General features: G+C 64.6%; 21 protein-coding genes. 3 read left to right on the forward strand and 18 right to left on the reverse strand.

The genetic code is table 11. The annotated features are described in order from the left end of the window. From K8I61_14985 to K8I61_15050, 14 genes are all read right to left on the reverse strand, one after another. A partial coding sequence (locus tag K8I61_14985; protein ID MBZ0273341.1) for a glycosyltransferase occupies positions 1–911 on the reverse strand: 911 nt, incomplete at its 3' end. A 211-nt stretch (positions 912–1,122) separates the two neighbouring features. Next, the gene (gene recJ, locus K8I61_14990) at positions 1,123–2,826 is read right to left on the reverse strand and encodes a single-stranded-DNA-specific exonuclease RecJ (protein MBZ0273342.1); all 1,704 of its coding nucleotides are present in this window, start codon (positions 2,824–2,826) and stop codon (positions 1,123–1,125) included. Between the two features lie 2 nt (positions 2,827–2,828). Beyond that, positions 2,829–3,767, reverse strand: a complete 939-nt coding sequence (gene secF / locus K8I61_14995) for a protein translocase subunit SecF (protein ID MBZ0273343.1) — start codon at positions 3,765–3,767, stop codon at positions 2,829–2,831. 8 nt (positions 3,768–3,775) lie between these two features. Beyond that, positions 3,776–5,365: a protein translocase subunit SecD gene (gene secD / locus K8I61_15000; protein MBZ0273344.1), complete on the reverse strand. Its 1,590-nt coding sequence runs from the start codon at positions 5,363–5,365 to the stop codon at positions 3,776–3,778. Positions 5,366–5,540: 175 nt separating this feature from the next. After that, positions 5,541–5,879, reverse strand: coding sequence for a preprotein translocase subunit YajC (yajC, locus tag K8I61_15005; GenBank protein ID MBZ0273345.1), 339 nt, complete (start codon positions 5,877–5,879; stop codon positions 5,541–5,543). Further along, positions 5,876–7,009, reverse strand: coding sequence for a tRNA guanosine(34) transglycosylase Tgt (tgt, locus tag K8I61_15010; protein ID MBZ0273346.1), 1,134 nt, complete (start codon positions 7,007–7,009; stop codon positions 5,876–5,878). Before tgt ends, yajC begins: the two co-directional genes overlap by 4 nt. A gap of 87 nt (positions 7,010–7,096) precedes the next feature. Next, positions 7,097–8,074 carry an alpha/beta hydrolase gene (locus K8I61_15015; GenBank protein MBZ0273347.1) on the reverse strand — a complete coding sequence of 326 codons (978 nt, stop codon included), beginning with the start codon at positions 8,072–8,074 and terminating at the stop codon, positions 7,097–7,099. Between the two features lie 158 nt (positions 8,075–8,232). Continuing rightward, entirely contained in the window at positions 8,233–9,495 is a 1,263-nt protein-coding gene (locus K8I61_15020) for a DUF1624 domain-containing protein (protein ID MBZ0273348.1), read from the reverse strand. 8 nt (positions 9,496–9,503) lie between these two features. Further along, entirely contained in the window at positions 9,504–10,745 is a 1,242-nt protein-coding gene (locus K8I61_15025; protein MBZ0273349.1) for an acyltransferase, read from the reverse strand. 226 nt (positions 10,746–10,971) lie between these two features. Continuing rightward, the gene (locus tag K8I61_15030) at positions 10,972–12,114 is read right to left on the reverse strand and encodes an acyl-CoA dehydrogenase family protein (protein MBZ0273350.1); all 1,143 of its coding nucleotides are present in this window, start codon (positions 12,112–12,114) and stop codon (positions 10,972–10,974) included. A gap of 3 nt (positions 12,115–12,117) precedes the next feature. Further along, on the reverse strand, positions 12,118–13,260 hold the full coding sequence (locus K8I61_15035) for an acyl-CoA dehydrogenase (GenBank protein MBZ0273351.1): 1,143 nt from the start codon (positions 13,258–13,260) through the stop codon (positions 12,118–12,120). Positions 13,261–13,265: 5 nt separating this feature from the next. Next, on the reverse strand, positions 13,266–14,048 hold the full coding sequence (locus tag K8I61_15040; protein ID MBZ0273352.1) for an enoyl-CoA hydratase/isomerase family protein: 783 nt from the start codon (positions 14,046–14,048) through the stop codon (positions 13,266–13,268). Positions 14,049–14,236: 188 nt separating this feature from the next. Then, positions 14,237–15,415: an acetyl-CoA C-acetyltransferase gene (locus tag K8I61_15045; GenBank protein MBZ0273353.1), complete on the reverse strand. Its 1,179-nt coding sequence runs from the start codon at positions 15,413–15,415 to the stop codon at positions 14,237–14,239. 206 nt (positions 15,416–15,621) lie between these two features. Beyond that, entirely contained in the window at positions 15,622–16,686 is a 1,065-nt protein-coding gene (locus tag K8I61_15050) for a PA0069 family radical SAM protein (protein ID MBZ0273354.1), read from the reverse strand. A gap of 278 nt (positions 16,687–16,964) precedes the next feature. Here K8I61_15050 and K8I61_15055 point away from each other — a divergent pair, with 278 nt between their 5' ends. Beyond that, positions 16,965–19,427, forward strand: coding sequence for a PAS domain S-box protein (locus K8I61_15055; protein ID MBZ0273355.1), 2,463 nt, complete (start codon positions 16,965–16,967; stop codon positions 19,425–19,427). Here the strand turns inward: K8I61_15055 and K8I61_15060 are convergent. Both K8I61_15060 and K8I61_15065 read right to left on the reverse strand, forming a co-directional pair. Continuing rightward, complete coding sequence (locus K8I61_15060; protein MBZ0273356.1) at positions 19,424–21,007, reverse strand: hypothetical protein; 1,584 nt, start codon at positions 21,005–21,007, stop codon at positions 19,424–19,426. The two genes, K8I61_15055 and K8I61_15060, sit on opposite strands and share 4 nt — an antisense overlap. After that, entirely contained in the window at positions 21,004–22,377 is a 1,374-nt protein-coding gene (locus K8I61_15065) for a hypothetical protein (GenBank protein ID MBZ0273357.1), read from the reverse strand. The genes K8I61_15060 and K8I61_15065 overlap by 4 nt, the downstream gene beginning before the upstream one ends. A gap of 262 nt (positions 22,378–22,639) precedes the next feature. Here K8I61_15065 and K8I61_15070 point away from each other — a divergent pair, with 262 nt between their 5' ends. After that, positions 22,640–22,942 carry a hypothetical protein gene (locus tag K8I61_15070; GenBank protein ID MBZ0273358.1) on the forward strand — a complete coding sequence of 101 codons (303 nt, stop codon included), beginning with the start codon at positions 22,640–22,642 and terminating at the stop codon, positions 22,940–22,942. A 47-nt stretch (positions 22,943–22,989) separates the two neighbouring features. Here the strand turns inward: K8I61_15070 and K8I61_15075 are convergent, their stop codons facing one another. Beyond that, the gene (locus K8I61_15075; GenBank protein MBZ0273359.1) at positions 22,990–24,387 is read right to left on the reverse strand and encodes a neutral/alkaline non-lysosomal ceramidase N-terminal domain-containing protein; all 1,398 of its coding nucleotides are present in this window, start codon (positions 24,385–24,387) and stop codon (positions 22,990–22,992) included. Positions 24,388–24,477: 90 nt separating this feature from the next. Between K8I61_15075 and K8I61_15080 the strand changes: the two genes are divergently transcribed. Continuing rightward, positions 24,478–25,668 carry a GNAT family N-acetyltransferase gene (locus tag K8I61_15080; protein MBZ0273360.1) on the forward strand — a complete coding sequence of 397 codons (1,191 nt, stop codon included), beginning with the start codon at positions 24,478–24,480 and terminating at the stop codon, positions 25,666–25,668. 4 nt (positions 25,669–25,672) lie between these two features. On the opposite strand, the gene K8I61_15085 is transcribed toward K8I61_15080, so the two are convergent. Next, positions 25,673–26,236, reverse strand: a complete 564-nt coding sequence (locus K8I61_15085; protein MBZ0273361.1) for a DUF2505 family protein — start codon at positions 26,234–26,236, stop codon at positions 25,673–25,675. Between the last annotated feature and the right edge of the window lies 1 nt (position 26,237).

Consider the following 26,237-nt stretch of genomic DNA (forward strand, 5'->3'; position numbering starts at 1 on the left):
TTCGATGCGGACGCCGCGCCGTCACCATCGACGCCGGCTACGGCGGCCGGCGGCGCCGGGCGCCCCCGATGGATCGCCGTTTGTGCAACGGCCCGGCCCATGACGCACCCCGCGGCTCGGGCGGCGAGGTTCACTAGGCCGATCATCGTGTCGCCGAGCCGGCCCTCGGCCAGGTCGCCGGCGGCCGAGCGCGAGAGGTGCCGGACCGTCTCGGTCAGATACGGCTTGGCGCTCTTGCGGTTCTTGCCGAGCGCGTAGCTTGCGAAATACGAGTGCCGGAACGCCTGGCGGGTCACCGCGTAAAGCCCGCCGCCCGGAACGTGATCGACTTGCGCCTTGGGCTCGTAAACGAGCGTGAATCCCGCCTGCGCGAGGCGGATGCTGATATCGACGTCTTCCCCGGCGCGCTCGAAGGAGGCGTCGAATCCGCCAACCTTCTCGAGCGCGTCGCGCCGAAACGCGCAGCAAAGACCCATCACCATCCAGGCGCCGTCGATGGCGTGCGTTCCGTGGTCCTGCGGCGTCGTGCGCGCGCGCCAGCGCTGCACCGAATTGACGATCGCGGCTTCCAGGCCCCGCCCGCCGACCGCGCCGACGCGCTTCTTGCGAAACGGCCGCAAGAGCGACGCGATGCAATCTTCGTACGGCACGGCGTCCGCATCGAAATAGACGACGACGTCGGCCTCCGTCGCGCGCCAGATCGTGTTACGGGCCGCGGCAAGGCCGAGGTTGCGGGAGTGCGTCAACACTCGGGCGCCGGCCGCGGCGGCCTCCGCGCCCGTTCCGTCCGTCGACGCGTCGTCGATGACGATGATCTCGTCCGCGGCGCGCGTCTGGCCCAAAACGGCCTCGACAACGCGCGCGACGGTGGGCGCCGCGTTATACGCAGGGATTCCGACGCAAATACGCATGATGAACCTCGAAAAAAGAGAAAAGATTGACGGCCACTTCGTAACCGCTCGATTCGGGCGGGCCGCAAAACGCAAGCTCCGGTGGCGATCGGGCGGTCTAGTTTCCTTGAATAACCTTGGTCGAATGTACTCCCGGCCGAGCGCCGCGTCCACGCGTTTTTGTCGGATTTTTCGCGCGATGCGAGGTGCCTAACGAGGATCGGCCGCCGGGTCAGAAATCCCGGATGGTGAACTGAACGTCGCGCCGGCCGTTGAATTCGTTGATTCCGAGCGTGAAGGCGATATCGACGCGCTCGGCGACGTCGCCATAGCGGTCGGCCATGCGCCAGCCCATGGCGGTGACGGCGCCCGAACCGGCGGTGGCCAGGCGCAGCTTGAGATGCTGTCCCTTGAGGATTTCCTTGTGCACCACGCGGGCGCCGCGCGTCGCCAGCACCGGCGTCGGATTGCCGATGCCGAACGGCGCCATCCGGTCGATCTGCCGCGCCGTGCGCTCGTCGGCCTCGTCGACCGGGCAGACCGCGTTGATTTGCAGGCTCGGCAGCAGATCGTCCGCGCGAAGATGCGAGCGCGCGTGCGTTTCGAAGGCGGCCATGAAGGGCTCGAGATTTTCGCGCTGGATCGTCAGCCCGACCGCCTGTGCGTGCCCACCGAATTTCTCGAGGTGCCCTCCGCAGGCGTTCACCGCGGCGAAAAGATCGAAACCGCCGATCGAACGCCCGCTTCCGCGCCCCTGGTCGCCGTCGAACCCGATGACGATCGCCGGGCGGTGAAATTCGTCCACGATGCGGCTCGCGACGATGCCCACGACGCCGTGATGCCACCCGTCGCCGGGGACGACCAGCGTGAACATCCCGCGCGGGGCGACGACGTCTTCCACCACCCGGCGGGCGCGATCCAGGATCGATTGCTCGATCTGGCGGCGCCGGTTGTTATCGCGGTCGAGCGCCTCGGAAAGGCGCGCGGCCTCGGCCCCATCGCGCGTGCGCAGCAGATCGACCGCGGCGGCCGCGGACGCAAGCCGCCCCGCCGCGTTCAGGCGCGGGCCGAGCGCGAAACCGATGTGCCCGCAGGTCATGCGCTTGCCGGAAAGGCCCGCCACCTCAGCCAGTGCCGCCACGCCCGGTCGTTTCCGCTGATCGAGCCTCGCCAGCCCCGCCGTGACGAGAATGCGGTTGACCCCGGTGATCGGCGCGAGATCGGCCACCGTGCCGAGCGCGACAAGATCGAGCGTGTCGCGAAGGTCGAGATCGTCGCGCGCGATGACGCCGCGCCGCGCAAGTTCCGCCCGGAGCGCGCCCGCGAGGAAAAATGCGATGCCAACGCCGGCCAGCGCGTGCCCGGCGAAGGCGCACCCCGCCTGATGCGGGTTCACGATCGCGTCGGCGCACGGCATCGTTTCGGGCAACTCGTGATGATCCGTCACGATGACGCGCGCGCCGAGGCGCCTGGCCGTTTCGCACGCCTCGTGACCCGTGATGCCCGTGTCGACGGTGATGATGAGTTTCGCGCCGCGTGTCACGACGGCCTCGACGATCGAGGCGTGAAAGCCGTATCCGTGGTCGTCGCGCTCGGGCAGCGCATAGAATGCGGGATGGCCGAGCGCCTCGAAAACGTCGAGCAGAAGCGCCGTCGCGGTCGTGCCGTCCACGTCGTAGTCGCCGTAAACGCAGATGGGATCGCGCTTATCGAGCGCGTCGAGAATCAGTTCGACGGCGCGAGCAAGCCCGGCGACGCCGACCGGCCGCGGCCGAGTCGTTCCTGAAGCCGGCCTTGGGGTCGCTGCCGCGGCGGCGTCCGCAAAGCCGCGCTGCGCGAGTACAGTGGCGGCGAGCGGCGTGAGGTCGAGCGCCTTCGCGAGCCGCCTCGCGCTGTCGTCGTTGCGGGGAAGCTCGATCCAGCGGCGCCGGGGCATGGTCAGCGCTTGCGTGTCGCCTGCCGGCGGCGGCGGGAATACGCCTCGAGCGCGACGTACGTCGGCGTGGCGATGAACAGCGTCGAATAAGTGCCGACGAAAACGCCAAGCAGCAGGGCGAAGGAGAAGTCGCGGATGATCTCCGAGCCGAGCGCGTACATCGCCGCGACGACCAAGAGGACGGTCAGCGAGGTGAGAATCGTGCGCGAGAGCGTGTCGTTGAGGCAGCGGTTGACGAGCGCGCTCAGTTCCATGCCGCGATAGGTCGTATGGCCTTCGCGGATGCGGTCAAACACGACGATCGTGTCGTTCACCGAATAACCGGCGATGGTCAAAAGCGCGGCGACGACCGTCAGGGATATCTCCCGGCCGGTGAGCGCGAAGGCGCCGGCGACGATGATGACGTCGTGCGCGATGGCGATGACGGCGCCCGGCGAGTAGCGGACGTTAAAGCGCCACGCGAGATACGCGAGGATGCCGAGCATCGAGAAGGTCACCGCGGACAAGGCCTTCCGCCGCAGATCCGCGCCGACGCGCGCGCCGACCATATCGGTGGAGACGATTTCCACACTGCCGAAACGCGCATTAAGCGCCTCGACGATGCGATGAACGGTGTCCGGGAGCGCTTCCTCGCCGTCGCCCGCTTGAGGCGCCTGTCCCTTGGCCTTGATGGCAAAGACGTTGCGCCCCTCGATCATGAACGACACAACATCGGCTCCGCCGATGCCGGCGCCCGTCACGGTGTCGCGGACCTCGCCCGCCGTCACGCCCTCGGGAAACTGCGCGCGGAGTTCCACGCCGCCCGCGAAGTCGATGCCGTAGTTGAAGCCCTTCAGGAAGAATACGGCGAACGACACCACGATGAGGACGCCCGAAAAGATCGCCGCCGGGCGCGAAAACTTCAGGAAGTCGATATTGGTTCCGGGTTTGATGAACTCCATACCGACCCTCAGATGGAAAGCGTCTTCATCGTGCGACGGCGCTGGAAGATGTGGTCATAGACAAGGCGCGTGCAAATGACGGCGGTGAAAACCGTGGCGGCAAGACCGATCATCAGCGTGACCGCGAACCCGCGAATCGGACCGGTGCCGAACTGGTAGAGAAAAATGCCGGCGAGCGCGGTCGTGATGTTCGAATCCAGGACCGCGGACAGCGCCTTGTCGTAGCCCGACTCCACCGCGCTTCTCGGCGTCTTGCCGGCGCGCAATTCCTCGCGGATGCGCTCGTTGACGATGACGTTCGCGTCCACGGCCATGCCGATCGTCAGGATGATGCCCGCGATGCCCGGCAAGGTCAGCGTGGCGCCGAAAAGCGCGAGGCCGCCCATGATCATGAGCACGTTCGCGACAAGCGCGCCGACCGCGATGGCGCCCGCGCGCCGGTAGTAGATGATCATGAAGATGACGACGGCCGCGCCGCCGACGATAAAGGACAGGAAGCCCTTTTTTATCGAGTCCTCGCCGAGCGTCGGGCCGACGGTGCGCTCTTCCTCGATCTCGACCGGCACCGGAAGCGATCCGGCGCGCAACACGATGGCCAGATCGCGCGCCTCGTCGTTCGTGAAATCGCCGGTGATCTGGCCGTGCGCGAAGATGCGCGACTGAACGTTCGGCGCGCTCACCACCTTATCGTCGAGAAGGATGACCAGCGGCTTTCCGATGTTCGCGCCGGTCAGCTCGGCGAACTGCTTCGCGCCGCCGGAGCCGAACTGGAAGCTCACCGCGGGCCGCTGGAGATTGTCCACGGAGCGCCGCGCGTCGACGAGATCCTTGCCCGATGCGTCCGGGACCTTCTTCAGAAGGTAGTAACCGCCGAGGTTCCGTTCCTTCTCGGACGAGGCGTAAATTTCGTATCCCTGGTTGAGCAGGCTCCCGAAACGCTGTTCGAGCTCCTCGCGCGTGTTCGCCCGGTGTCCCGGCTCCGCGAGAATCTTGAATTCCAGAACCGCCGTTTTGCCGATGAGCGACTTGGCGCGTTCCGGATCGACGATGCCCGGCAGCCGGACGACGATCTGATCGGAACCTTGCGTGTAGATCTGCGGTTCCTTCACCGCGAATTCGTCGATGCGGTTGGTGATCGTCTCCTGCGCCTGCAACAAAGCGTTCTGCTTCAGGTAGTCGATCTCACGCGGATCCATCGCGAGCACAAGCGCGCTGCCCTGATCGTCAATTTCGTAGCGCGACCAGTATTCGTTCAGGTAGGCCTTGGCCTGCTCGCGCATGGCGTCGGTGGCGAACGTCAGGCGCAGGCGAAGGCCGTCGACGACCTCCACGCTCGCGGGCTTTGCGTTTTTTTCCGCGAGCGCCTCATCGAGCCGCTTGGCGTCGTTTCCGACCTCGTCCGTGATGGCCTTTTCCGTTTGCACGGCGAGCACGACGTGCATGCCGCCCTTCAGGTCGAGGCCGAGGTTGATCGAATCCAGCCGCGCGGGGCCGAACTGGATCGTCTCTTTGCCGAAGATGTTCGGTAGCAGGAACACCACGCAAAGGCCGAGCACTCCGAGAACGAGCACCGTGCGCGGCGTCAGGTTCTTACGCATGAAAAATCTCGGCTCCGGTCCGGGAAATGGGTGCGCGCCCGCATGGGCGGCGCCGAAGACTAATCAGTTTGCCCCCGCGTGGCAACCGGGGCGCCCGTCAAATCCGCCGCGGCCGATCCGGCCCGTTCCCATGACCGGCGCCGGTTGCGGTCGCCCCTTGTCCGGCACGAAATGCCTACGACTTTGCGGCTTCGTCCGCCTTGTGATAGCTGCTCACCTGGCTCTTCACGAACTTGACCTGCGTATCCTTGGCGATCTCCAGCGTCACCACGCCGCGCGTGTCGTCGACAGCCACCACCGAGCCGATGATGCCGCTGGCCGTCACCACCTTGTCGCCGCGCTTGAGCGCCTCCAGGAATGTCTTGTGCTCCTTGGCGCGTTTGGACTGCGGACGCAGGATGAAAAAATAGAACACCAGGACGATCAGGACGATCGGGACGATATTGAACGCCGCCTCGCCCGGCGAACCGCCGGCGCCCTGGGCATAGGCGTTTGTCGCGAAAAAAAACATCACGGCTCCTCGGAGATGTCAGACGCGGAAGTTTCCGGCATGAAGCGGCGCGCATAGTAGTCCGCGAATCGCCCCTCGTAAATGGCCGCGCGCGCGCCTTTCACAAGTGCGATGTAGTACGCCACATTGTGGATGGTCAACAGGCGGTGTACGAGAATTTCGTCCGCCAGAAACAGGTGGCGAAGGTACGCCCGCGAGAACGTGCGGCAGGTGTAGCAGGCGCATTCGGCGTCCAGCGGGATATCGGCGTCGCGATGGATCGCGTTGCGGATGATCACCTTGCCGTCACTCGTGAACGCCTGCCCGTTCCTCGCGTTTCTTGTCGGCATGACGCAGTCGAACATATCCACGCCCAGGCGGATCGCGTCGAGCAGATCGTTCGGCGTGCCGATGCCCATGACGTAGCGCGGGCGATCCGCCGGCAAAAGCGGCACCGCGTGCGCCATGATGCGCAGCATCGTCTCCTTGTCCTCGCCGACCGACAGGCCGCCCAAGGCGTAGCCGTCAAAGCCGAGCGCGACGATCTCCTCCACGCTCTTCGCACGCAGGTCCTCGTGCATGCCGCCCTGCACGATGCCGAAAAGCGCCTGATCCTCGCGCGTCTTCGCCGCCAGGCACCGCGCGGCCCAGCGCGCGGTCAGCGCCGTCGCGCGTTCCACGTCCGCCCGCGGCGCGGGATACGGCGGGCACTCGTCGAACGCCATCGCGATGTCCGCGCCGAGCGCCTCCTGAATCCCAATGGCGCTCTCGGGCGTGAACCGGTGCCGGCTGCCGTCAACCGGGCTTTGAAACGTGACGCCGTCCTCGTCGATCTTGCGGAGCTTCGCGAGCGAAAAGACCTGAAAGCCGCCAGAGTCCGTGAGGATCGCGCGCGGCCAGCCCATGAATTTGTGCAGGCCGCCAAGCGTGCGGATCAGGTCGTGCCCCGGGCGCAGATACAGATGAAACGTGTTGCCAAGGAGGATCTCGGTGCCGGTCGCCGCAAGGTCGTCCGGGCCGAGCGCCTTGACGGTCCCCTGCGTTCCGACAGGCATGAAGACGGGCGTCTCCACCACGCCGTGCGCGGTGTGCATCGCCCCCGCGCGCGCGTCGCCATCGGTTGCACGCACTTCGAATCGGAATCGGCTTGTCATTCTGAGAGGAGTGTCGTCCTGAACGCTCTTGTCATCCTGAGCGCTCTTGTCATCCTGAGCGGAGCGAAGGATCTCGCCGGCGCCCCATCACGCGTTCGCCGAACCGCGCGGCTTGCGCGGCTTGCGCGGCGCCTTCGGTTTCGGCGCGGGTGCGTTATCCGCGTCGCCGCTTACGACGCGCATCGTCCCGCGTCGCCGCGGCACGACCATTTCCTGAATGAACGCCTCGATGTAGCGGTTGATTTCGCCGGGCATCTCGAGAGGCGCGTAGTGCGTGCCGCCTTCAAGCACATGCAGACGGCAATCCGGCAGCATCTTGCTTGCGTCCTCGGCGACCGCGACGGGCGTGAAAAAATCCCTGGTCGCGGCGATGACGCACGCCGGCATGGTGATCTCCCGTAAAAACGGCCGCGCGTCGTGCCGGCCGAGCTCGATCATGATCTGCGCGTAGGTGTCCATCTCCATGTTGACGTATTCGACGAGCATCTCACGGATCAGCTCGCCGCCTCCCTGCCAGAAAAGCCCCGTCGCGCCAATGATGTCCACCGCCTGCGGAAAATGCGCGAGCTGCCGCACGATCAGCTCGTATGGCCGATGCGCGGCCTTCATCAGATGGAAAAGCGGCGGCAACACGTAACCGGCGTAGTGCGTGTGCAGGGCGGTGTCGAACGGCCGCCCGGCCGCGCCGCAAAGAAGCACGATCGCCGTCGTACGCTCCGGCCGGCGCAGTGCGTGTTCCAGCACCACCTGCGACCCCATGCTCCACCCGACGAGCGTCGCTTCGTCCACGCTCTCGATATCCATGAGCCGCGCGAGGTCGTCGGCATGATCGGGAATCGTGCAGCGCGAAAGGTCGGGCCGCCCGGACTTGAACAGCCCGCGATAATCCCAACACAGCACGCGGTGCGTCTTCATCAGGTGGCGAACGAGGTACTCCCACACGACAAACGAACCGCCGAGGCCGTTCGCGAGAACGATGACCGGCCCCTCGCCGACATCCTGATAGCGGATGCGCGTGCCGTCGTACGCGGTAAAGTCTTTCTCTTTCAGTCCTTCGATCGCCATGCCGTCCCTCGAATCGATGAATGCGTCAGTTAATCAAAAATGTTGGGGTATGCATAGGACGCGGTGATGGTGATGCGGTATCGACCGCGCGCTCCGTCGCGCCACGGGCGCGACCGCGCTTGCGGCCCTGACGTCGCAACGCGCCGCGCGCCCGCGACTCACGGCCTACGCGTCGACGTCCGCCGGAACCGCGCGCGCAGGCTCGGATAGATGAAGCAGAACGTCAGCGCCGCAAGGAACGCGAAATTCTGCTTGGCGAAAAACGTCAGGTACGTCGGCGTGGCGCTCAGTGTGAGGTCGATCTGGGTGATGAGCTGCCCGGCCTGGAACGCGAGCTTGCCAAGGCGCGCCATCATCGTGCTCCAGCCCCACATCGCGAACACGAACGCGGCGAGCGCCCATTTCAAGAAGCCCGCGCGTTTCGCCCAGGCGTCGCGCCACGCCGCGATCGGGCGCACACTGACGGTCATCAGCGCGAATGTCGCCAGACCGGTGATCCACGCGGCGGGGTTATCGCCGATGTTCGGGACGGCGACCGAAAGCGCGATGCCGATGTAGAAGATGTAAACCCAATGGACGACAAGAAAGACAAGGCTTTCCTGCCCCCAATATTCGATGGCGCGCCCGGCTTTCGACTCGCCGCGATAGAAGGTCTCGCCGATCGTAAGGAGCAGCGGTAAAAGACCGGCGGCCATGACGAGGTAGCGCGCGTTCGCCTTCAAAAGGAACACCGCGGGCGTCGTGCCACGAAGCGGCGGCAGCAGGTGCGCGAACGCGAACAACAGCGCGCCGGCGATCATCCACCGCCGGCGCCCGCTCGCCGCGCGGCTCGTGCGATCGACAATGACGCCGTAGATGAAAAAGCCCGTCCACGGAATCGGCCCGAAGAACGCGATGAAATAGCGGATCGGCCGTACGCGCTCCATCGTGGCGTCGGTGATGGGCCCGGGGCCGACGATCGCCAGCGCCGCGAAAAATACGAACAGCACGTAGAGCGTCATCAGCCACGTCGGCGCGCGCATCCGCAAAAAGATGTACGTGACGAGCGTGCCGATCGCGATGGCCTGGATGATGTCGATGAAAAGCGACGTGCCGACGCACAGGTTGTACGTCCAGCCGAGCGCGAATAACGCCACGGAGCTTTTCAGGTAGAAGCGCGTCGCGTTCAGGTTCGGGTGCCTTGCCGCGCTCGCGAGAAAATTCTGGACGTTGATGCCGGAGGCGAACATGAAAAGCGCGGAGAAAAGCTCGCCGTAGTGGTTGTACAAAAGGCGCAGCGGATCGACCGTCACGTCCTCGCCATACACGTTCGCGCGCAACGGGTGGCCGATCGTCATCACGATAAGCGCCAGCCCGCGCAAAAAATCGAGCTCGCGCCGCCGCGAGACGGGCGCGGCACCCGGCGCGTTTACGGGCATCATCGGCGCGCTCATGGCGCGGCCGGGCGCATCGAACGCTCGCGAAGGCGCATGCGGACGTGCGGGTACAGAATCGTAAACGAAAACGCGGCCGCGAACGCGAACACGACGGCGACGGCGCGCATCGCCTTCGCGCCGGGCGCAATGCCGCGGCTCGCGGCGGCAAGCGCGACGAGAAAACACATCATCCAGCCGGCGAGGCCGGCGTAAAAGACGCGCCACGCCTTTTTCGGAAACTCGGGCTTTTTAAGCCACGCGTCGCGGCGCTCGGCGATGAGGCGCACGGTCAACGCCATCATGAACAGCGTGACGATGCCCGACGCCCAGGCGCCGACCGATTCGTTGAACCGGTGTTCAAACGCGAGCTGCCACGGGCGCAGCATGAAGATGAAAAACCAGTGGAACACGAGAAAGACGAGGCTCTCGGTGCCCCACCATTCCAGAAGACGCGCAACCGGAAATCCTCCTCGATACCAGCGCCGGCAGGCCAGGTGCAAGAACGGCAACAGGCCAAGCGCCATCACGAGGTAGCGCGGGTTCGCCTTGAATAGCAACGCGGCGGGTTTTGTCCCTTCAAGCGGCGGCAGGAAATGACCCGCGACAAATAACGCCAGCGCGAGCGGTATCGCGACAAGCTCCGCGCGCCCGCGCGGGATGCGGTCGATGAGCAATCCATAGCTGAAAAACCCGAGCCACGGGATCGGCCCGAACATCGCCACCGCGTAGCGCAGCCATCCGACGCGCTCGAGCGTGTGTTCGCCGAGCGGCTGCGGCCCGACGATCGCCAACCCTGCCGCAAGCAGCGCGGCGGTGATGATGGCGAGCGAAATCGCGGACGCGCGAATGCGAAGCAGCATGTAAGCGAACAGCGTTCCGACGGCGATCGCCTGGATGATGTCGATGACCACCAGCGTCCCGACGATCATGTTGTACGTCGAGCCCATTAGATAAAGCGCGACGGACGCGCGCACGTAAAAGCGCGTCGCATCGAAATCCGGCGTGCGCGCGGCGGATGCCACGAAGTTCTGCACGTTGATCGCGCTCATGAACATGAACATCGCGGAGAACAGCTCGCCGTAGACGTTGTAATGAAAACGCACCACATCTACCGATGTTTCCGCAAGATTCACGCGCAGCGGATGCCCGACCGTCATCACCACGAGCGCAAGCCCGCGCAGAAAATCGAGCTCGCGGCGGCGCGGCGTTTTCGCGGCGGGCTCCGGCGCGCTTTCGGATGCGGCGTTTTCGGTCACGCGCGAGTTTTACCGGCGAGGCGCGTGCGCATCAATGGGGCGATCGAGTGCGGAGGAAAATCGCAATCGGCGGTACACGGACAGCACAGGGGAGACACAGAGAGCACGGGGTTTTCTAAAATGAAGACAAGACTCCCCGTGTCCTCCGTGGCTTCTCCGTGATCTCAGTGTACCGTCGAATGTTCGGAAACCGGACCGGGTACGGGCATGCGCGCGTCGCGCGCGATCAGTCGCGCAGCAGCGAACGTGCGATGACGAGGCGCTGGATCTCGCTTGTGCCTTCGTAGAGCGTCGTCACCTTGCAGTCGCGATAGTGACGCTCGACGGGATAGTCCGTGCAGTATCCGTAGCCGCCAAAGACCTGCACCGCTTCCTTGCAGACGCGGTTGGCCGCTTCGCTGGCGAAGACCTTGGCCATCGACGCCTCCCGCGTGAAGCGCCCACGTCCCTGCTCCTTGAGCCACGCGGCGCGCAGCGCCAGAAGCTGGGCCGCGTCGAGTTCGGTCGCCATGTCGGCGATCTTGTGCTGGATCGCACCGATTTCGGTGAGCGGCTTGCCGAACGCCTCCCGGGTCGGCGCGTACGCCAGCGCGGCGCGCATCGCCGCGCGACCGATGCCGATCGCCTGGCTTGCCACGCCGATGCGGCCGCCGTCGAGCGATCCCATCGCGACGCGAAACCCGCGCCCCTCATCGAGCACGCGGTTTTGGACCGGCACGCGGCAATTCTCAAAGACAAGCTCGCAGGTGTTGGAGCCGTTCAGCCCCATCTTCTTCTCTTCCTTGCCGACGGTCATGCCGGGCGTGCCGCGCTCGATGAGAAACGCGGAGATGCCGTCCGATCCTTCTCCGCCCGTTCGCGCGAAGACGAGATACACACTCGCCCATGCCGCGCTCGTGATGAACACCTTCTGGCCGTTCAGCACGTACGCGTCGCCATCGCGCTCGGCGCGCGTGCGGATGTTCGTCGCGTCGGAGCCGGCCTGCGCCTCCGTGAGCACGAACGCGCCGACAGGGAATTCGCCGGAAACGAGCATCGGGATGAAGCGCCGTTTTTGTTCGTCCGTTCCGTCACGATTGATCGCTTCGGCGACCATGTTGGTCACGCTCATGACGACGCACAGCGACGCGTCGGCCTCGGCGACTTCCATCTGCGCCAGCGCCTGCGCCACCGCGCCCGCCGCGCCGCCGCCAAATTCCTCCGGAACGCACATGGCGAAAAGACCCATCCCGGCAAGCTGCCGGACGGACTCAATCGGAAATCGCCCGGTGCGATCCACGTCCGCGGCCTTCGGCGCAAGCTCGCCCTGGGCGAAATCGCGCACGGCCTCGCGGATCATCCGTTGTTCATCGGTGAACGCGAAGTCCACGCGCTATCCCTTGAAGAGGTTCGACGCGATGACGAGGCGCTGGATTTCGCTTGTGCCCTCGTAGATCTCGGTGATCTTCGCGTCGCGGTAGAGGCGCTCCATCGGGAATTCGCGGATGTAGCCGTACCCGCCGAAGACCTGGATGCCCTCGCGCACGGCGCGCATCGCCGCCTCCGCCGCGAAGAGCTTGGCCATCGACGCCTGCGTCGTGAACTTCTGGCCCGTGTCTTTCATCCATGCGGCGCGATGCGCGAGCAGGCGCGCGGCGTCGAGCTCGGTCGCCATATCCGCGATCTTCCACTGGATCGCCTGAAAGTTGCTGATCGGCTGCCCGAATGCCTGCCGCTCCTTCGCGTACTTCACCGATTCCTCGAGCGCGCGCCGGCCGATGCCGATCGCCTGGGCCGCGATGCCGATGCGCCCGCCATCGAGCGTGGACAGCGCGACCTTGAAGCCGTCGCCGATCGCGCCGAGGCGATTTTCGTCCGGCACCACGGCGCCGTCGAACACGAGCTCGGTCGTGCTGGAACCGCGGATGCCAAGCTTGTCCTCGATCTTGCCGACCGAAAATCCCGGCGTGCCGGCCTCGACGATGAACGCCGTGATGCCGCGATGGCCCTTCTCGCGATCGGTCTGCGCGAACACGATGGCGACCTTCGCCTCGCGCCCGTTCGTGATGAAATTCTTGGTGCCGGTCAGCGCCCAACCGTCGCCCTTTTTGACGGCAAAGGTGTGCTGGCGGCTCGCATCGGAGCCCGCCTGCGGCTCCGTGAGCGCGAAACAGCCGATCCACTCGCCGGAAGCCATGCGCGAGAGATACTTCTTCTTCTGATCCTCGCTGCCCCATTTGGCGATCGGATCGCACGCGAGCGACGAGTGCGCCGAAAGCACCACGCCCGTCGACGCGCACGCGTACGAAATCTCCTCGACCGCGATCGCGTAGGAAAGATAGTCCATCCCCGCGCCGCCGTAGTCCGGCGAATACGGAATGCCCATCAGGCCAAGGCCGGCCATCCTGGCGATGATCTCTTCCGGATATCGGTGATGCTCGTCGATTTCCGCGGCTTTAGGCAGCACCTCTTTGGCCGCGAAATCGCGCACCATGTCGCGAAGCGCGCCTTGTTCGTCGGTGAGTTCGAAACGCACGGCGGTTATCGATCTTCGAACTTGGCGGGACGTTTTTCGAGAAACGCGGCCATGCCTTCTTGTTTGTCGTGCGTCGAGAAGAGCGTCGCGAACTGGTCGCGCTCCACCGACAGGCCTTCGTCCATCGAGGCGTCCACGCCGCGATTCACGGCATCGAGAATCGACGCGATCGCGATCGCGCCCTTGCCCGCGATTTTCGCGGCCGTCGCCTTCGCGGCGGCGAGCACTTCCGCCGGCGGCAGGACCTTGTTGACGAGCCCCAGGCGATACGCCTCGTCCGCGCCGATCATATCGCCCGTCAGCATCAGTTCCTTGGCGCGCGCGCGGCCGATAAGACGCGGCAGGCGCTGCGTTCCGCCGAATCCAGGGATGATGCCGAGGTTGATCTCCGGCTGCCCGAACTTCGCCTTCTCCGACGCGTAGACGAAATCGCACGCCATCGCGAGCTCTGTGCCGCCACCGAGCGCGAATCCGTTGACCGCGGCGATAAACGGCTTTGGCGAGTTTTCGATTGCCGAAAAAACGGCCTGCCCGCCCCTGGCGAACTTGAGCCCCGCGCCGGGGTCGAGGTTCAGCATCTCGGAGATGTCCGCGCCGGCGACAAACGCCTTTTCGCCCGCGCCGGTCACAACGACGGCCTTCACGTTCTTGTCGTCCTCGATCTCCTTGACCACGTGCCCGAGTTCCTCGATCACCCTCGAGTTCAGCGCGTTCAGCTTGTCGGGCCGGTTGATCGTCACGGTCGCGACGCGGCCGTCCACCTCGTACAACAGCGTTTCGAAATTCATTTCATACTCCCCGTCATGAGATTCAAAGAAATGGACCGGGAGCCCCGACCCTTGGGACCGCGGGCGGCTCGCCCGCTTCGATCGCGCCCTGGAAAGGCGCTCCTACAATGCCGTGACCACGCGCACTCGCGCCAGCCAATTCTTCCCTTCGCGCTCTTTGCGTTTTCTTCGCGCCTTCGCGGTGAAAATCAAATTCTCTCCACCACCAGCGCGAAGCCCTCGCCGCCGCCGATGCATAGCGTCGCGAGACCGTATCGCGCGCCGCGGTCCTTCATCGCGTATAAAAGCGTCGTCAGGATGCGCGCACCGGACGCGCCGATCGGATGCCCGATCGCCACGGCGCCGCCGTTCACGTCCACCTTCGTCGGGTCGAGTCCGAGCTCGTCCATCGTCGCGAGCGACACGACCGAAAACGCCTGATTGATCTCCCACAGGTCGATCTGCTCCTTCGACACGTCCGCCTTGGCAAGCGCGTTTTTGATCGCGTCGATGGGCGCGAGCGTGAAGCGTTCCGGCTCGCGCGCCGCCGTCGCCTGCGCGACGATGCGGGCTAGCGGTTTCCATCCTTTCGATTTCGCGTACTCCGCGTCGGCGACCACGAGCGCCGCCGCGCCGTCGTTCAGGCTCGACGCGTTCGCCGCCGTCACAACGCCGTCCTTCGTGAACGCCGGTTTTAGGGACGGGATCTTGTCAAACATCACGCGGCCCGGCTCTTCGTCCGTATCGACAACCGTCGTTCCCTTCTTGCCCGCGATTTCCACCGGAACGATCTCGTCCTTGAACTTACCGGACTCGATCGCCGCGATCGCGCGCTTGTAACTTTCGGTCGCGAACGCATCGAGCTTTTCGCGCGTGATGCCGCGCTCGGCCGCCGTCTCGTCGGCGAATTTGCCCATGTGCGCGTCGCCGTAGGCGTCCCACAGGCCGTCGAGAATCATCGTATCCACGAGCTTCCAGTCGCCCATGCGCTGGCCCTCGCGCGAGCCCTTCAGCGCATGCGGCGCGGCGGACATGTTCTCCATGCCACCCGCGACGACGACCTTCGCATCGCCCGCGATGATCGCCTGCGCCGCCAGTCCGACGGCCTTCAGCCCCGATCCGCAAACCTTGTTGATCGTCATCGCGCCGACGTTTTTCGGCAGACCGGCGAAGATCCCCGCCTGGCGCGCGGGCGCCTGGCCGAGCGCGGCCGGCAGAACGCACCCCATGATGACCTCGCTCACCTCGTCCGGCGCGACGCCGGCGCGGCTGAGCGCTTCCTTGATGGCTATGGCGCCGAGTTTCGGCGCGGGAACCGACGCAAGCGCGCCGTTGAAGCTGCCGACGGGCGTACGCGCCGCGCCGACAATCCATACTTCTTTCGACATGAGAACCCCCGGGGGAACAAGCGGAAAACAAATGCGACGCAACGAATCCGTTGCCGAGCGATTATCGTAAAAGCGCAGGCATGAAGCGTCAACGCCGCCATGACGCGCCGCGTCGCATTTTCATCGCGACAAGACAGTGCCGCAAACGTAGCGCAGCGGAGTGCGCGGTCGGCTTCGCGTTCGCTTCGCGCCTTCGCGGTGAATCCTCAGACGAGCTTCATCTGATCGCCACTTTTGGGCGGCACGCGAAAATGCTCCGTCGAAAGCGGGCGCACCGGCCGATCGAGACCGTATCGCTTCCTTGCGGCGGCAAAGCGCGTCGCGATCATCTCCGCGTAAACCCCCGTACCGCGGATGCGTTCGCCGAATTTCGCCGAGTTCAGCTCGCCGCCGCGCGTATCGCGCACGCGGTTCAATACGCGATTGGCACGGTCAGGGTATTTCTGCCCGAGCCAGTCGGCAAAGATCTGCTTGACCTCAAACGGCAGGCGCATCATCTGAAACGCGCCGCTCGCCGCGCCCGCATCGGCCGCCGCCTTGCAGATCGCGTCGATCTCGTGATCGGTCAGGCCCGGCACGACCGGCGCGACCATCACGCCCACCGGCACGCCCGCCGCGTGCAATTCGCGGATCGTTCGCAGGCGCGCGGCGGGTACGGCGCCGCGCGGCTCCATCTTGCGCGCGGTGTCGTCCGATAGCGTCGTCACGCTGATGAAGACATTGCACAGGTCCTTGGCCGCGCCGGCCTTCAGAATGTCCAGGTCGCGCAGTACGAGCGACGATTTGGTCACGATCCCGAACGGATGCCCGAACTCGAGAAGCGTCTCGAGGATGCCGCGCGTCAGGTGAAAGCGGCGCTCGGCCGGCTGGTACGGATCGGTGTTCGTGCCAAGCGCGATCATTTCCGGCGCGTAGCCGCGCTTCGACAATTCGGCGCGCAGTCTCGCCACGGCGTCGGGCTTGTAGAAAATCCTTGTTTCGAAATCCAGGCCCGGCGACAGGTCGTGGAAGGCGTGCGACGGGCGCGCATAACAATAAACGCACCCGTGTTCGCAGCCGTTGTAGGGATTGATGGAGCGCGAAAACGGGATGTCCGGCGAGTCGTTTTTCGCGATGATCGTCCGCACCGAAAGCGGAATGTACTCAGTGCGCGCGTCCGGTTCCGGCTCCTCGTCCCACCAGATATCCGGATCGCGTTCGGTTTTTGAGACAGCAAACCGCCCCGGCGGATTGCTGACGGCGCCTCGCGCCGGGCTTTTGGTCGTTCGCATCGTCACGGGCTGATTGTCGCACAGCGCGGCGCGGCCGTCAGGGTCAGGACATTGCCCGGAAATTCAGGGCGGCTTTCGCAGGCGGTTGAAAGGCTTGCGGAAGTTCGCGTTCGGGAAGTGAAACGGCGATTTTTGGGGAAACTTTCGGCCAATTCCGTATTTCCAATTCGCGTCGATCCCGGTAGCATGAATGACCTCTTGAATACCGGGGCGAAATCCGCGGAACGCCGTGTTCCACGGGCTTCGCCTCGCGAGCGTCACGGGATCGGGTCACGCGCATGCCACACGGATTTCCATCGAGCGGAATCCCGACCGGATTCCTCATCCCGGTCAGCGCGCTGTTTGTCCTTCTTCTCGTCACGATCCTTCTCGTTTTAAGACGCACGCTTCGCCTTCGCCGGTTCATCGACACGGCGATGCAATTGCAGGATACCGCGCGGCGCATCGAGCTGCCGCATCAGGCGCTCGAGGCGCACGCCTTCATTACCGCGCTCGACGATCGAGGGCGCGTCGTGTACGCGAACGACGCCCTCGCACGCCGCGTCGGCTCCTCGCCGTCGGATCTGGCCGGTGTGCGTTTCGCCGATCTGATCGCGGACGGCGACGCCCTGGCGCGCGAGATGCTCGACGCGCTGGCGATCGATGGCGTCTGGCAACGCGTGCTGACATTCGAGGCGCCGGTGCCCCTCGTGACGGAATCCACGGTCATCACGCTCGCGGACAAGTCGATCCGCCCCGCGCGCTACCTGGCCGTGCACACGGACATCACCGAGCACGTGCAGACGCGCGCCGCCCTGGAGGAACGCGAGGTCAGCTATCGCGCGCTCGTCGATCATTCGCCGGACGGCATTTTCGTATTGCGCGACGGTGCGATCGAGTTCGCGAACGATACCGGCGCCCGGATGCTCGGGTACGGCGACGCCCAGGCCGTTGCGGGGCGCCCCTATTTCCCGTTCGAGGCGGAGGCGACCGGCGAGGACGTGACGACCCTGGCCACCCGCGCGCTTACGACCGGAAAGGCGATCGACACGACGGACGGCGTGGTCCTCCGCGATGACGGCACGCGGCTTGACGCCTCGTTCGTGGCCATTCCGTTCGCGCCCGGCGGGCGATTCGGTGTGCTGGTCATTTTGCGCGACATCGGCAAGCGCAAGGCGGTCGAGCGCGCGATCGGCGAGCACGAACGCCTGATGCGTTCGCTCGTCTCGCACCTGGGCGACGGCCTGTTGCTCGTTGACGGACTCGGCAACGTCTTGCTGGCGAATCCCGCGGCGGCCGCCCTGTTCGGGCGCGCGGAAGGCGAAATCGTCGGGCTCGACGTCGCGGACATGATCGGCGCGCAAGCGCGTAACAAGATCCGCGATCACTTCGGCGCGATGAATGGAAGCCAGGAGAAAACCCCCGCTCCGGGCGACGCGTTTCACAGTGAGATACGCGTGACGCGCAAGGACGGCTCGACGTTCGCCGCAGAGATCGACGTCAACTACATGACCTCGCGGCAGGGGGCGCTGTATATCGCGACCCTCCGCGACATCACGCGGCGGCAACTCGAGGCCGAGGCGCTGCGCGTCGCGAAGGAACGCGCCGAGGCGGCGAGCGCCTCGAAAAGCCAGTTCCTCGCGAATATGAGCCATGAGTTGCGAACGCCGCTCAATGCGATCATCGGGTTTTCCGATCTGCTGCGCGCGAGCCTCACATCCGCGGGCGACAAGCTCGGCGCCTCGAACTCGCAGCACATCCATAACGCCGGCAAGCATCTGCTCGCGCTCATCAACGACATTCTCGATTTCGCCAAGATGGACGCGGGGCTTTTCGAAGTGCGCCGCAAGGCGTTCGATCTGTCTCAGATGCTGACGGAATTGGCCGACACCTACGCGGAGATCGGCCGGCAACATTCGTTGCGCTTTCTGGCCGACATCCCCAAGCGCCTCGGCCACCTTTACGGCGACGAACTTCGCATCCGGCAGGTGCTCGTCAACCTTTTATCGAATGCGGTGAAATACACGGATGTGGACGGGCGCTTCGGGATGCGCGCGTGGTCCGAGGGCGATCGCGCGCATATCGAAGTTTGGGATACGGGCGTCGGCGTACCCGTCGAGCAGCGCGAATCGATTTTCCTGCCTTTTGTTCAGGGCGAAAATCCGATCAAGAAACAGGTCTCCGGCACCGGGCTCGGATTGACGATCTCCAAGGACCTTGTCGAGATGCACGGGGGTACGCTCACATTGTCGAGCGAACCGCGCCACGGAAGCAGTTTTCTCATCACCCTGCCCGGCCTGGATACGGCGCCGCAAAGCGAGGTGCCGGCCGAACGCGCGCCGGCGCCCGAACCCGAACGCGAGCCGCGCTCGGTGCTTTTGCTTGTCGAGGACGTCGCCGGGCAGTTCCGCCGCGCGGAGGCGGTGCTGACGACGCTCGGCTGGCGCGTCATCTGGGCGCGCAGCGGCGAGGAGGCGGTCCGTCTCGCGGGCAGTCACGAACCCGTGCTTGTCTTGCTCGACACGAGCCTGCCCGGAGAAATCACGGCGGACGTACTGCGTTCGTTGCGGGCGGTCCGGGGCGATCTACCGGTGTTCGCGATGGCGCCGGACATCGGACTGCACGGCGACGCGCCGTACCGCCAGCTCGGCTTCGACGGCCTGATCACCAAGCCGCTCGTGCGCCGGTCGATCGGCCAAAAACTTCGCAACTACAAGCCGCGCGAGGAACGCGCCCCCGCCGCCGCCGCGAGCGACGCCTAGAGGTTTCCGCACTCCAGGATTTCGGGGAATCCGTCGGCGCGGCTCCGCAAATCCTCGAGCAACTCGACGAACTGGATCATCGCCGGGCGCCATCCCTCGGGCGTCGGATGCTTGAACGGATAGCTCGGGTTGAACGATTCGCGCCCGGTGGCCTTGATCAGTTCGATTAAAAGCGCGCCGGGCGCGAAATCGAACGCCACGAGAACCGGCTTGAGCAGATCCAGATCGATCGGCTCCTCGTACAGGAAGTTCCGCTCGAACGCGCGGAACAGGTACATCAGGTTGATCGTGTCGGTCTTGGACAACTCGATGCCGAGGTCGAAGACCGGCCAGAACTCGTCGTCATCGAAGCGGAAGTTACGATTCGTGTCGCGATACCCCACGGCGCGGCCGTACTGGTTGTCCGTGCTGGCAAGTATGGCGGAGAGCATCTTCGCCCATTCGCCGAACATGTGGCCGATGGCGTCTCCCGCCTCGCTCATGTTCTTGACGGACTCTTCGTACGGTTCAAGCAGGCTGCCCGCGTTCGGGAAGATCGGATCGAACATCGTGTTGCGGATCGACTTGAGGAAGTCGTTCAGCAGAACCTTGCAGATCGATCCTGAAAACGTGAACTGGTCGAAGGTGACCACGTTGATATCGAGATTCTGTGCCGCCACGATGCGCACGAACGCGTGCCAGAACTGCGCGAGACCGGCGGAGAGATACAGCTCCGCGTCGGAGAAACGCCCGGGCAGATTGATCTCGAAAACTGGCTCGCGCAGCTCCCATTTGTAGGTGCGCAGGTAGTACTGGTAGTCGTCGGGCCGCGCGATCAGGCGGTCGACGAAGCTCAGCGTCTCGGGAATGCGCTTGTCGCCCACCTGGTTGATGATCACCTGCAGGCCGACGACGGTGTGCTCGAAACACGTGCGGTCGAAGCGGTGGCACTCGAACTCCGCGCGGTTCAGATAGCACTTGCTGTGCTTTTCGACGTACATGCGCGGGCATTGTTCGATGCACTCGTCCACGTCGTAGGTCGTGGGCGGGTTGATGTTGCCGCAGCGGTCGAGCGATTCGCACAGACGCCGGCAATCCTGCGGCGTCGTCTGGACGATCCACTCCGCGGCGCCGTAGCGCATGTCCTCGCATGTCGGCGCGGCGAGTACTTCCTCGAACATGAACGGCTGCAACTTGAACGGGCAATCGGCGACGCAGTTGTAGCGGTCGGTCCGAAACTCGTCGAGATAGTCGCAAGACTCGATCCGCTCGCAGGCGCGCTCGCAATCTGAGCGCGAGGGCTCCTTGACGTACACGCCGGACAACAGATCGATGATGCCCGTCAGGTTGCGCCAGATGAGCTGGTTGTTCGCCAGCACCGTTCCCCAAAGCGCGGCCGGATGATCCGGCGCGATGCCGCGGGCGCGCAAAAAGAGATTGTACGCCTCGCCCGCGTCGCCGGCCTCGAGCGAACGGCGTCCCTCGCGCAGCAGCGTGTAGAGATCTGCTCCTTCCGGATCGTCGCCCATGCAGGCGACGATCAGGACCGAGGAGGCCAGAAGGAGCAGGGCGGCAAGAATGATCGTGCGTTTCGAGGTCATGGCGTCGAGCCCATCTTGTAACGGTCCGGCACCGCCAGGGGCAAGCCGATGCCGAGTCCGATGGTGTAGACATCACGGAAAATCAGCGCGTTGCGCCCGTCGGTCTGGTATTCCATCGACAGGTTCAAAAGACCGGGGATATAAAGCGGCGTCAGCGGCACGTTCAGCGACATCAAAAGCTTGCCGTCGTCGCCGTAGCCGACAAGGCCGATCTCGTCGACGAGCTGCTTGAAGCCCTCGCTCGACGAGCGAAAACCCGGCGCGCCCGCGAACCCGTGGCGGTACGCAATCGAAAACGGGCCCGCGCCGATGCCGAACTGCGCGGCGAACCAGGGGCCCGGCGTGTAGTAGTAGTGCGAAGGCACGTCCGTCAGATCGGGGAAAATATCGACATCCACGCCCTGGCTCGAGAGATAATCCTTCACGTCCTGGTTCAGCGGCGGGAACTCGGGGCTCTCGCGCCTCGTCTCCAGAAAGTAAGCCCCTTCGAGCGTCAGGCTGAACGAAACGGACTTTACGGGATCCGGCGGGCGCGTATCGAAGGTCGTGCCGAACTTGGCGCCCCACGCGCCCGCGCCGGTGTCGATGTCCGGTCCCAGGCCGAAGATCAGGTTTTGTTGCGGGTGCGCGCGGTGCGAGGTCGGGAGGAAGACGCCGCCCTGAATCGACGTGGAGAAAAACTCCTCGCGATAGTAATTCCATTTCGCATCGACGGTGGTGTCGCCGAAGTCGACCGGATCCGAATCGTAGGTTGTCTTGGGAACGGGACGGCCGAGTTCGACCATCAGGTCGTAAAAATCGTCGAGCGTCACCAGGCCCACCTGATCGGAGCTGCCCGGCGTGAAGATCGGTTCGATGTCGATGTGGATAATCGCCCAGAAGGTGCTGATACCGACCATGAAGCGGTCGGTCACGCCGTACTGAAAGCCCGCGCCGTAACCTTGCAGGCGGCCCTTGATGCCGAAATCGAACTCGAAAAACTTGCCCTTGTGCTCGAAGGGATCGTCCGCGGAGATGACCGGCACGACGTCCACGATCTTGCGGTGCTCGTCAAATCGTTTCCAGGCGCGCCGGTGCTGCCACCCGAAAAAGAGGATGCCGTAGCCTTCCGGGATTGTGCCGGATGCGCCCCAGAGATCCATCCCGAGCAACAACTGCTCCTGAAAACGGATCCACTCGCCGTATCGCCCAAACCACGGCTTCTCGACGGGCAAGTCCGCCGCATTGTCGTCGGAAAGCGGAACGGGCAGATCGGTTTTCGTCTCCGTCGGCGTATCCGACGGCTCGATCTGCGCGAACGCGATGTTCGCGACGAGCGTGACCAGCGCAAGGACGCACACCGCCGCGCGCCGCGCTCTCCAGTTTCTCATAGCACCCTCCGCCGGCGGCGCTATTGTCGGCCGGCCGCATCGGCGTATCGGATTGAGGAAATCAAGGAAAAAGGCCAGCAAACGTAGCACGCCTGAACGCACCCGCAAAGCGTTCCCATCGCGTGAGGCAACCCGGTTATGCCGGTAACGGATATCGCCGTCAAATCGTGCTTTGATATGGCGTCTTTTCCGCGGAAATCGGCGCGCGATTTTGGGGTCGCGCCCGAAGTGCGTTCACACATTTCGAACATGGGGGATGACTATGCGGTGCATGCTCAAGGCGAAAATTCCCGTGGAGGCGGGAAACCGGGCGATCAAGGACGGCACGCTTCAACAGACCATCGAACGGGTCGTCGAACTGCTCAAGCCGGAGGCTGTGTACTTCACGGCAGACACCGGCTCGCGCTGCGGCCTCTTCTTTTTCGACATGACGGATTCGTCGCAGCTTCCGTCGATCGCCGAGCCGCTTTTTATGAACCTGAACGCGACGCTCGAGGTTACGCCGGTCATGAATCCGGACGATCTGGAAAAGGGCCTGGCCGAGGCGGTCAAGCGCGGCTGGTAGTTCGATGATAAGGCCAGGGCGGCGGCGCGCGCCGCCGTCCGTGCGCCTCAAAGGCCGTCGATCGCCGCGGCAAGCGCTTCCTTGACGCGATCGCCGACGGTCGGTCCGAAAAACGTCGAATCCGATTCGTAGGCGTCGGTTTCGTATTCGCTTGGCGTCGTCAGGTATCCCATATAGCCGTTGGCCGGCGCGACGACGAGGCACGTCGTCTCTTGCGGACACAACGTTTCGATATGCCAGCCGATCTTCGTCGTCGGTTCGCCCGGCACGGTCAGGATGCGGATCGGGCCGAGCGCGATCGCCTGAAATGCGAGTTCGGGCGTGGTGTAGAACGCCTTGGAGATGAATTCCGGCGCCTTCCATCGAAAGATCGGGCGGATCGTGACATCGCGAAACGCGCGGCGCACGCTGCTGGCGCGAATACCGTCGATCGCCAGCGGCCGTGCCGCGCCGTAAACCTCGCGAGCCTTTTCGGCGACGCGCAGGCCGTATTCCTCCATGTTCCGCACTTCCTCGGTCACGGTGTCTTCCCAGTCCGGCATCGGCGCGGTATCCCCAAGGCTCCCGTTCCAGTAGATCGCGACCGCCGTCGGCCCCATCGCGTTTTCCATCTCGCGATAGACGACGGACGGGAAATCCGCGGAGAACGCCATGTTCTTGGGAGACAGCACCGTCGGATGCGCCGTGAAATGTACGATCGCGCCGATCTCCGTTCCATCGAGCGCGGTAACGCGCAAAACCGACAGCCTGCGGTTTGTCGGGTAGCGCAGCGGATCGACCGGATTCGTGCTCTTGCCGAGGCCGTGTTCGAAACCCGGGTCGAGGCGGCTGCGGTTGAGATTCTCGACCTCGCGCATCGCGTACGAAACCCGCGCCGGCCGTGCGGAGGCCTGCGCCTCGCGCACCGCGTTCGCGATGCGTTCGACGGTCAGGTCGCGCAGCTCCTCGTCGAACGACCCCATCGCGAGCCGCGCGACGAAGCTGCGGTCGTACCCGGAAAAGGCCGCGTGCGTGTGCGTCGCCGCGATGAGCACGTTGTCTTGCGTGAACCCGTCCGCGGCAAGCCGGTCGATTACCAGATCGCGCAACGGGGTGTTGACGTAACACAGGTCGGTCCCGACAAGCGCGACGCTGCGCCCCTCGCGGTCGGTGATGACAAGCGCGCGCGCCATGATGGGATCAAGCGCCCCGCGCGCCGGTTTCTTGCGGCGGTCGCCGTAGCCGTTCAGCGAGACGTGAAAGCGCCCGAGATCCGGCGTGAGATCCACGGTCGCCATGCCGGCCATGACGGCGCCGTCGGGAAGCGACGAGTCCATCGCGATTTTCTCCTCGGCCGCGGCCGGCGTGACGAACGCAAACACCGCCGCCGCAAGAGCCACGGCCGCGATGCGTGCGCCGCACCCGATCGCGGATGGCGTGCCCAAGGGGTCCATAACTTTTCTCATATTCCTGGATTCTCGATAATCAATGCCCAAAAGTCCCACGGACCCGCCGCTTTGCCGTCAAGCGATTGCGCACGTATTCCGAATCGGTTAATGGCGAACGTTCCCGATACGCGAGGCATCATTTTGTCGTTTGACGACATCACTGTCCACCGGCTGACCGACGACGACCTGACGGAGGAGCTCGAGCGCCGCTGGAACGAGATTGCGAGCGCGTTTGGGCTTGCGAACGTCGCGCACACGCCCGCGTGGCATCGGCATTACCACGCCCGCAGCAAAACGTCCGCGGCGTTCGGCGTCAAGCGCGCCGGTGCGTGGATCGGCTTTTTCAACCTCAAGATCGGCGGCGACGCCATCCTGTTCACGATCGCGGAAAAACCGATCTGGAGCGTTCCGGTATCGCTCGCGGAGATCGCTTACCCCGGTGTGCCGGTGCCGGGCGACGACGACCTTCTCGAACATGTGCTCGCCGGGGCGATGGAACAGCTTCGCGATGTCGATGGCTTGCGCATCGACGCGATGCGTCTCGATTCGCCTTTTTACCGTCGCCTGAAAGCCGGTGAACGCGACGCGCGCGGCCCGTTCGCCGGATACATCCACCACGTCATGCCCGAGCAGACGCGATATCTGATTGAACACGAAGGCGACAAGCCGTTTCTGGAACGGTTTTCGGGCAAGACGCGAAACACGCTGAAACGCAAAAGAAAAAAGCTCGCGGAGCGCGCCGGCGGCGAGGTCCGCACGACGATGTTTACGCGGCCCGGCCAGATGGACGACTTTTTCCGCGATGCGCTCGTGGTGTACCGATCGACCTGGCAGCACCGCGTCCTCGGCACGACGATCGCCGCCGAGGAGGAGCGGCGCGAGCGAGGCCTGGCGGCTGAGGGCCTGTTCCTGGGCTTCATTCTTTACGCGGGAGACAGACCGATCGCGATGTGCAGCGGCAACGCCTGGAACGGAACTTTTTATTACAACACCGTCGGCTACGATCCCGCGTATCAGGATTTCAGCCCGGGCCTGTTGCTGCTCGCGGATCTGACGACGCGCCTGTTCGACGAGGGCGACGCGGTGCGCCGCGTCGATCTCGGTTTTGGCCATGCCGACTACAAGAAGATGTTCGGCACGTCGAACTATCCGGAGGCCTATTACGTCCTTTATCACAACACGCCGCGCATCCGGCGCGCGTTGCGGCTTCGCCGCGTGTATACGTGGCTTTACGACCTCGCCTTGCGTCCGATCGAACGCTTCAACCTGAAAGCGCGAATCAAGAAGCTGTTGCGCTGACGCCCTATTTCGCCTTCTTGTCCTTCTGCGCCGCGATGTAGCGTTCCACGCCGCGGTTGGCTTCCATGAGGTTCGGCTTGGTGAGCGAAAGCGCGAAGCTTTCAATCGTCGGCACGACCGTTCGCAGGATCACCTTAGGCACGTGGTGAATCTTGTCGATGTCGATGCGTAGCTCGCCCCCGATACGCACGCGCGTCGTCGATCCCTCGGCCTCGAATCGGTTAACGCCGGAGACACGCACCGCGTCGCTGAGCGCGGGGACGGTGATTTCGAAGTGGACGACGTGGTCGACGTTGTTCCATGTGGCGGTATCGGTCCACATCATCATGTTTTCGGGGATCAGGCGCGCGGCTACGCCCGGCAGCCGCGCCCGGGCGTGCCATTCGAGCACCGCGAAGACCCCTGTCTCCGTTTCCTCGCGGCTCACCAGATCGATCCGGCGGATATTCGGCAGGAACTCGGCGATCTTCGGCATCCGGTCGCGATAAATGGGCCACACCTTGTCGATCGGATATCCGATCGTGTCGTCGAACTCGAAGTGCTTTGCGATTTCATCGCGGCGACCCATG

The organism is bacterium (assembly GCA_019912885.1).
In the GTDB taxonomy this organism is placed as follows: Bacteria; Lernaellota; Lernaellaia; order JACKCT01; family JACKCT01; genus JAIOHV01.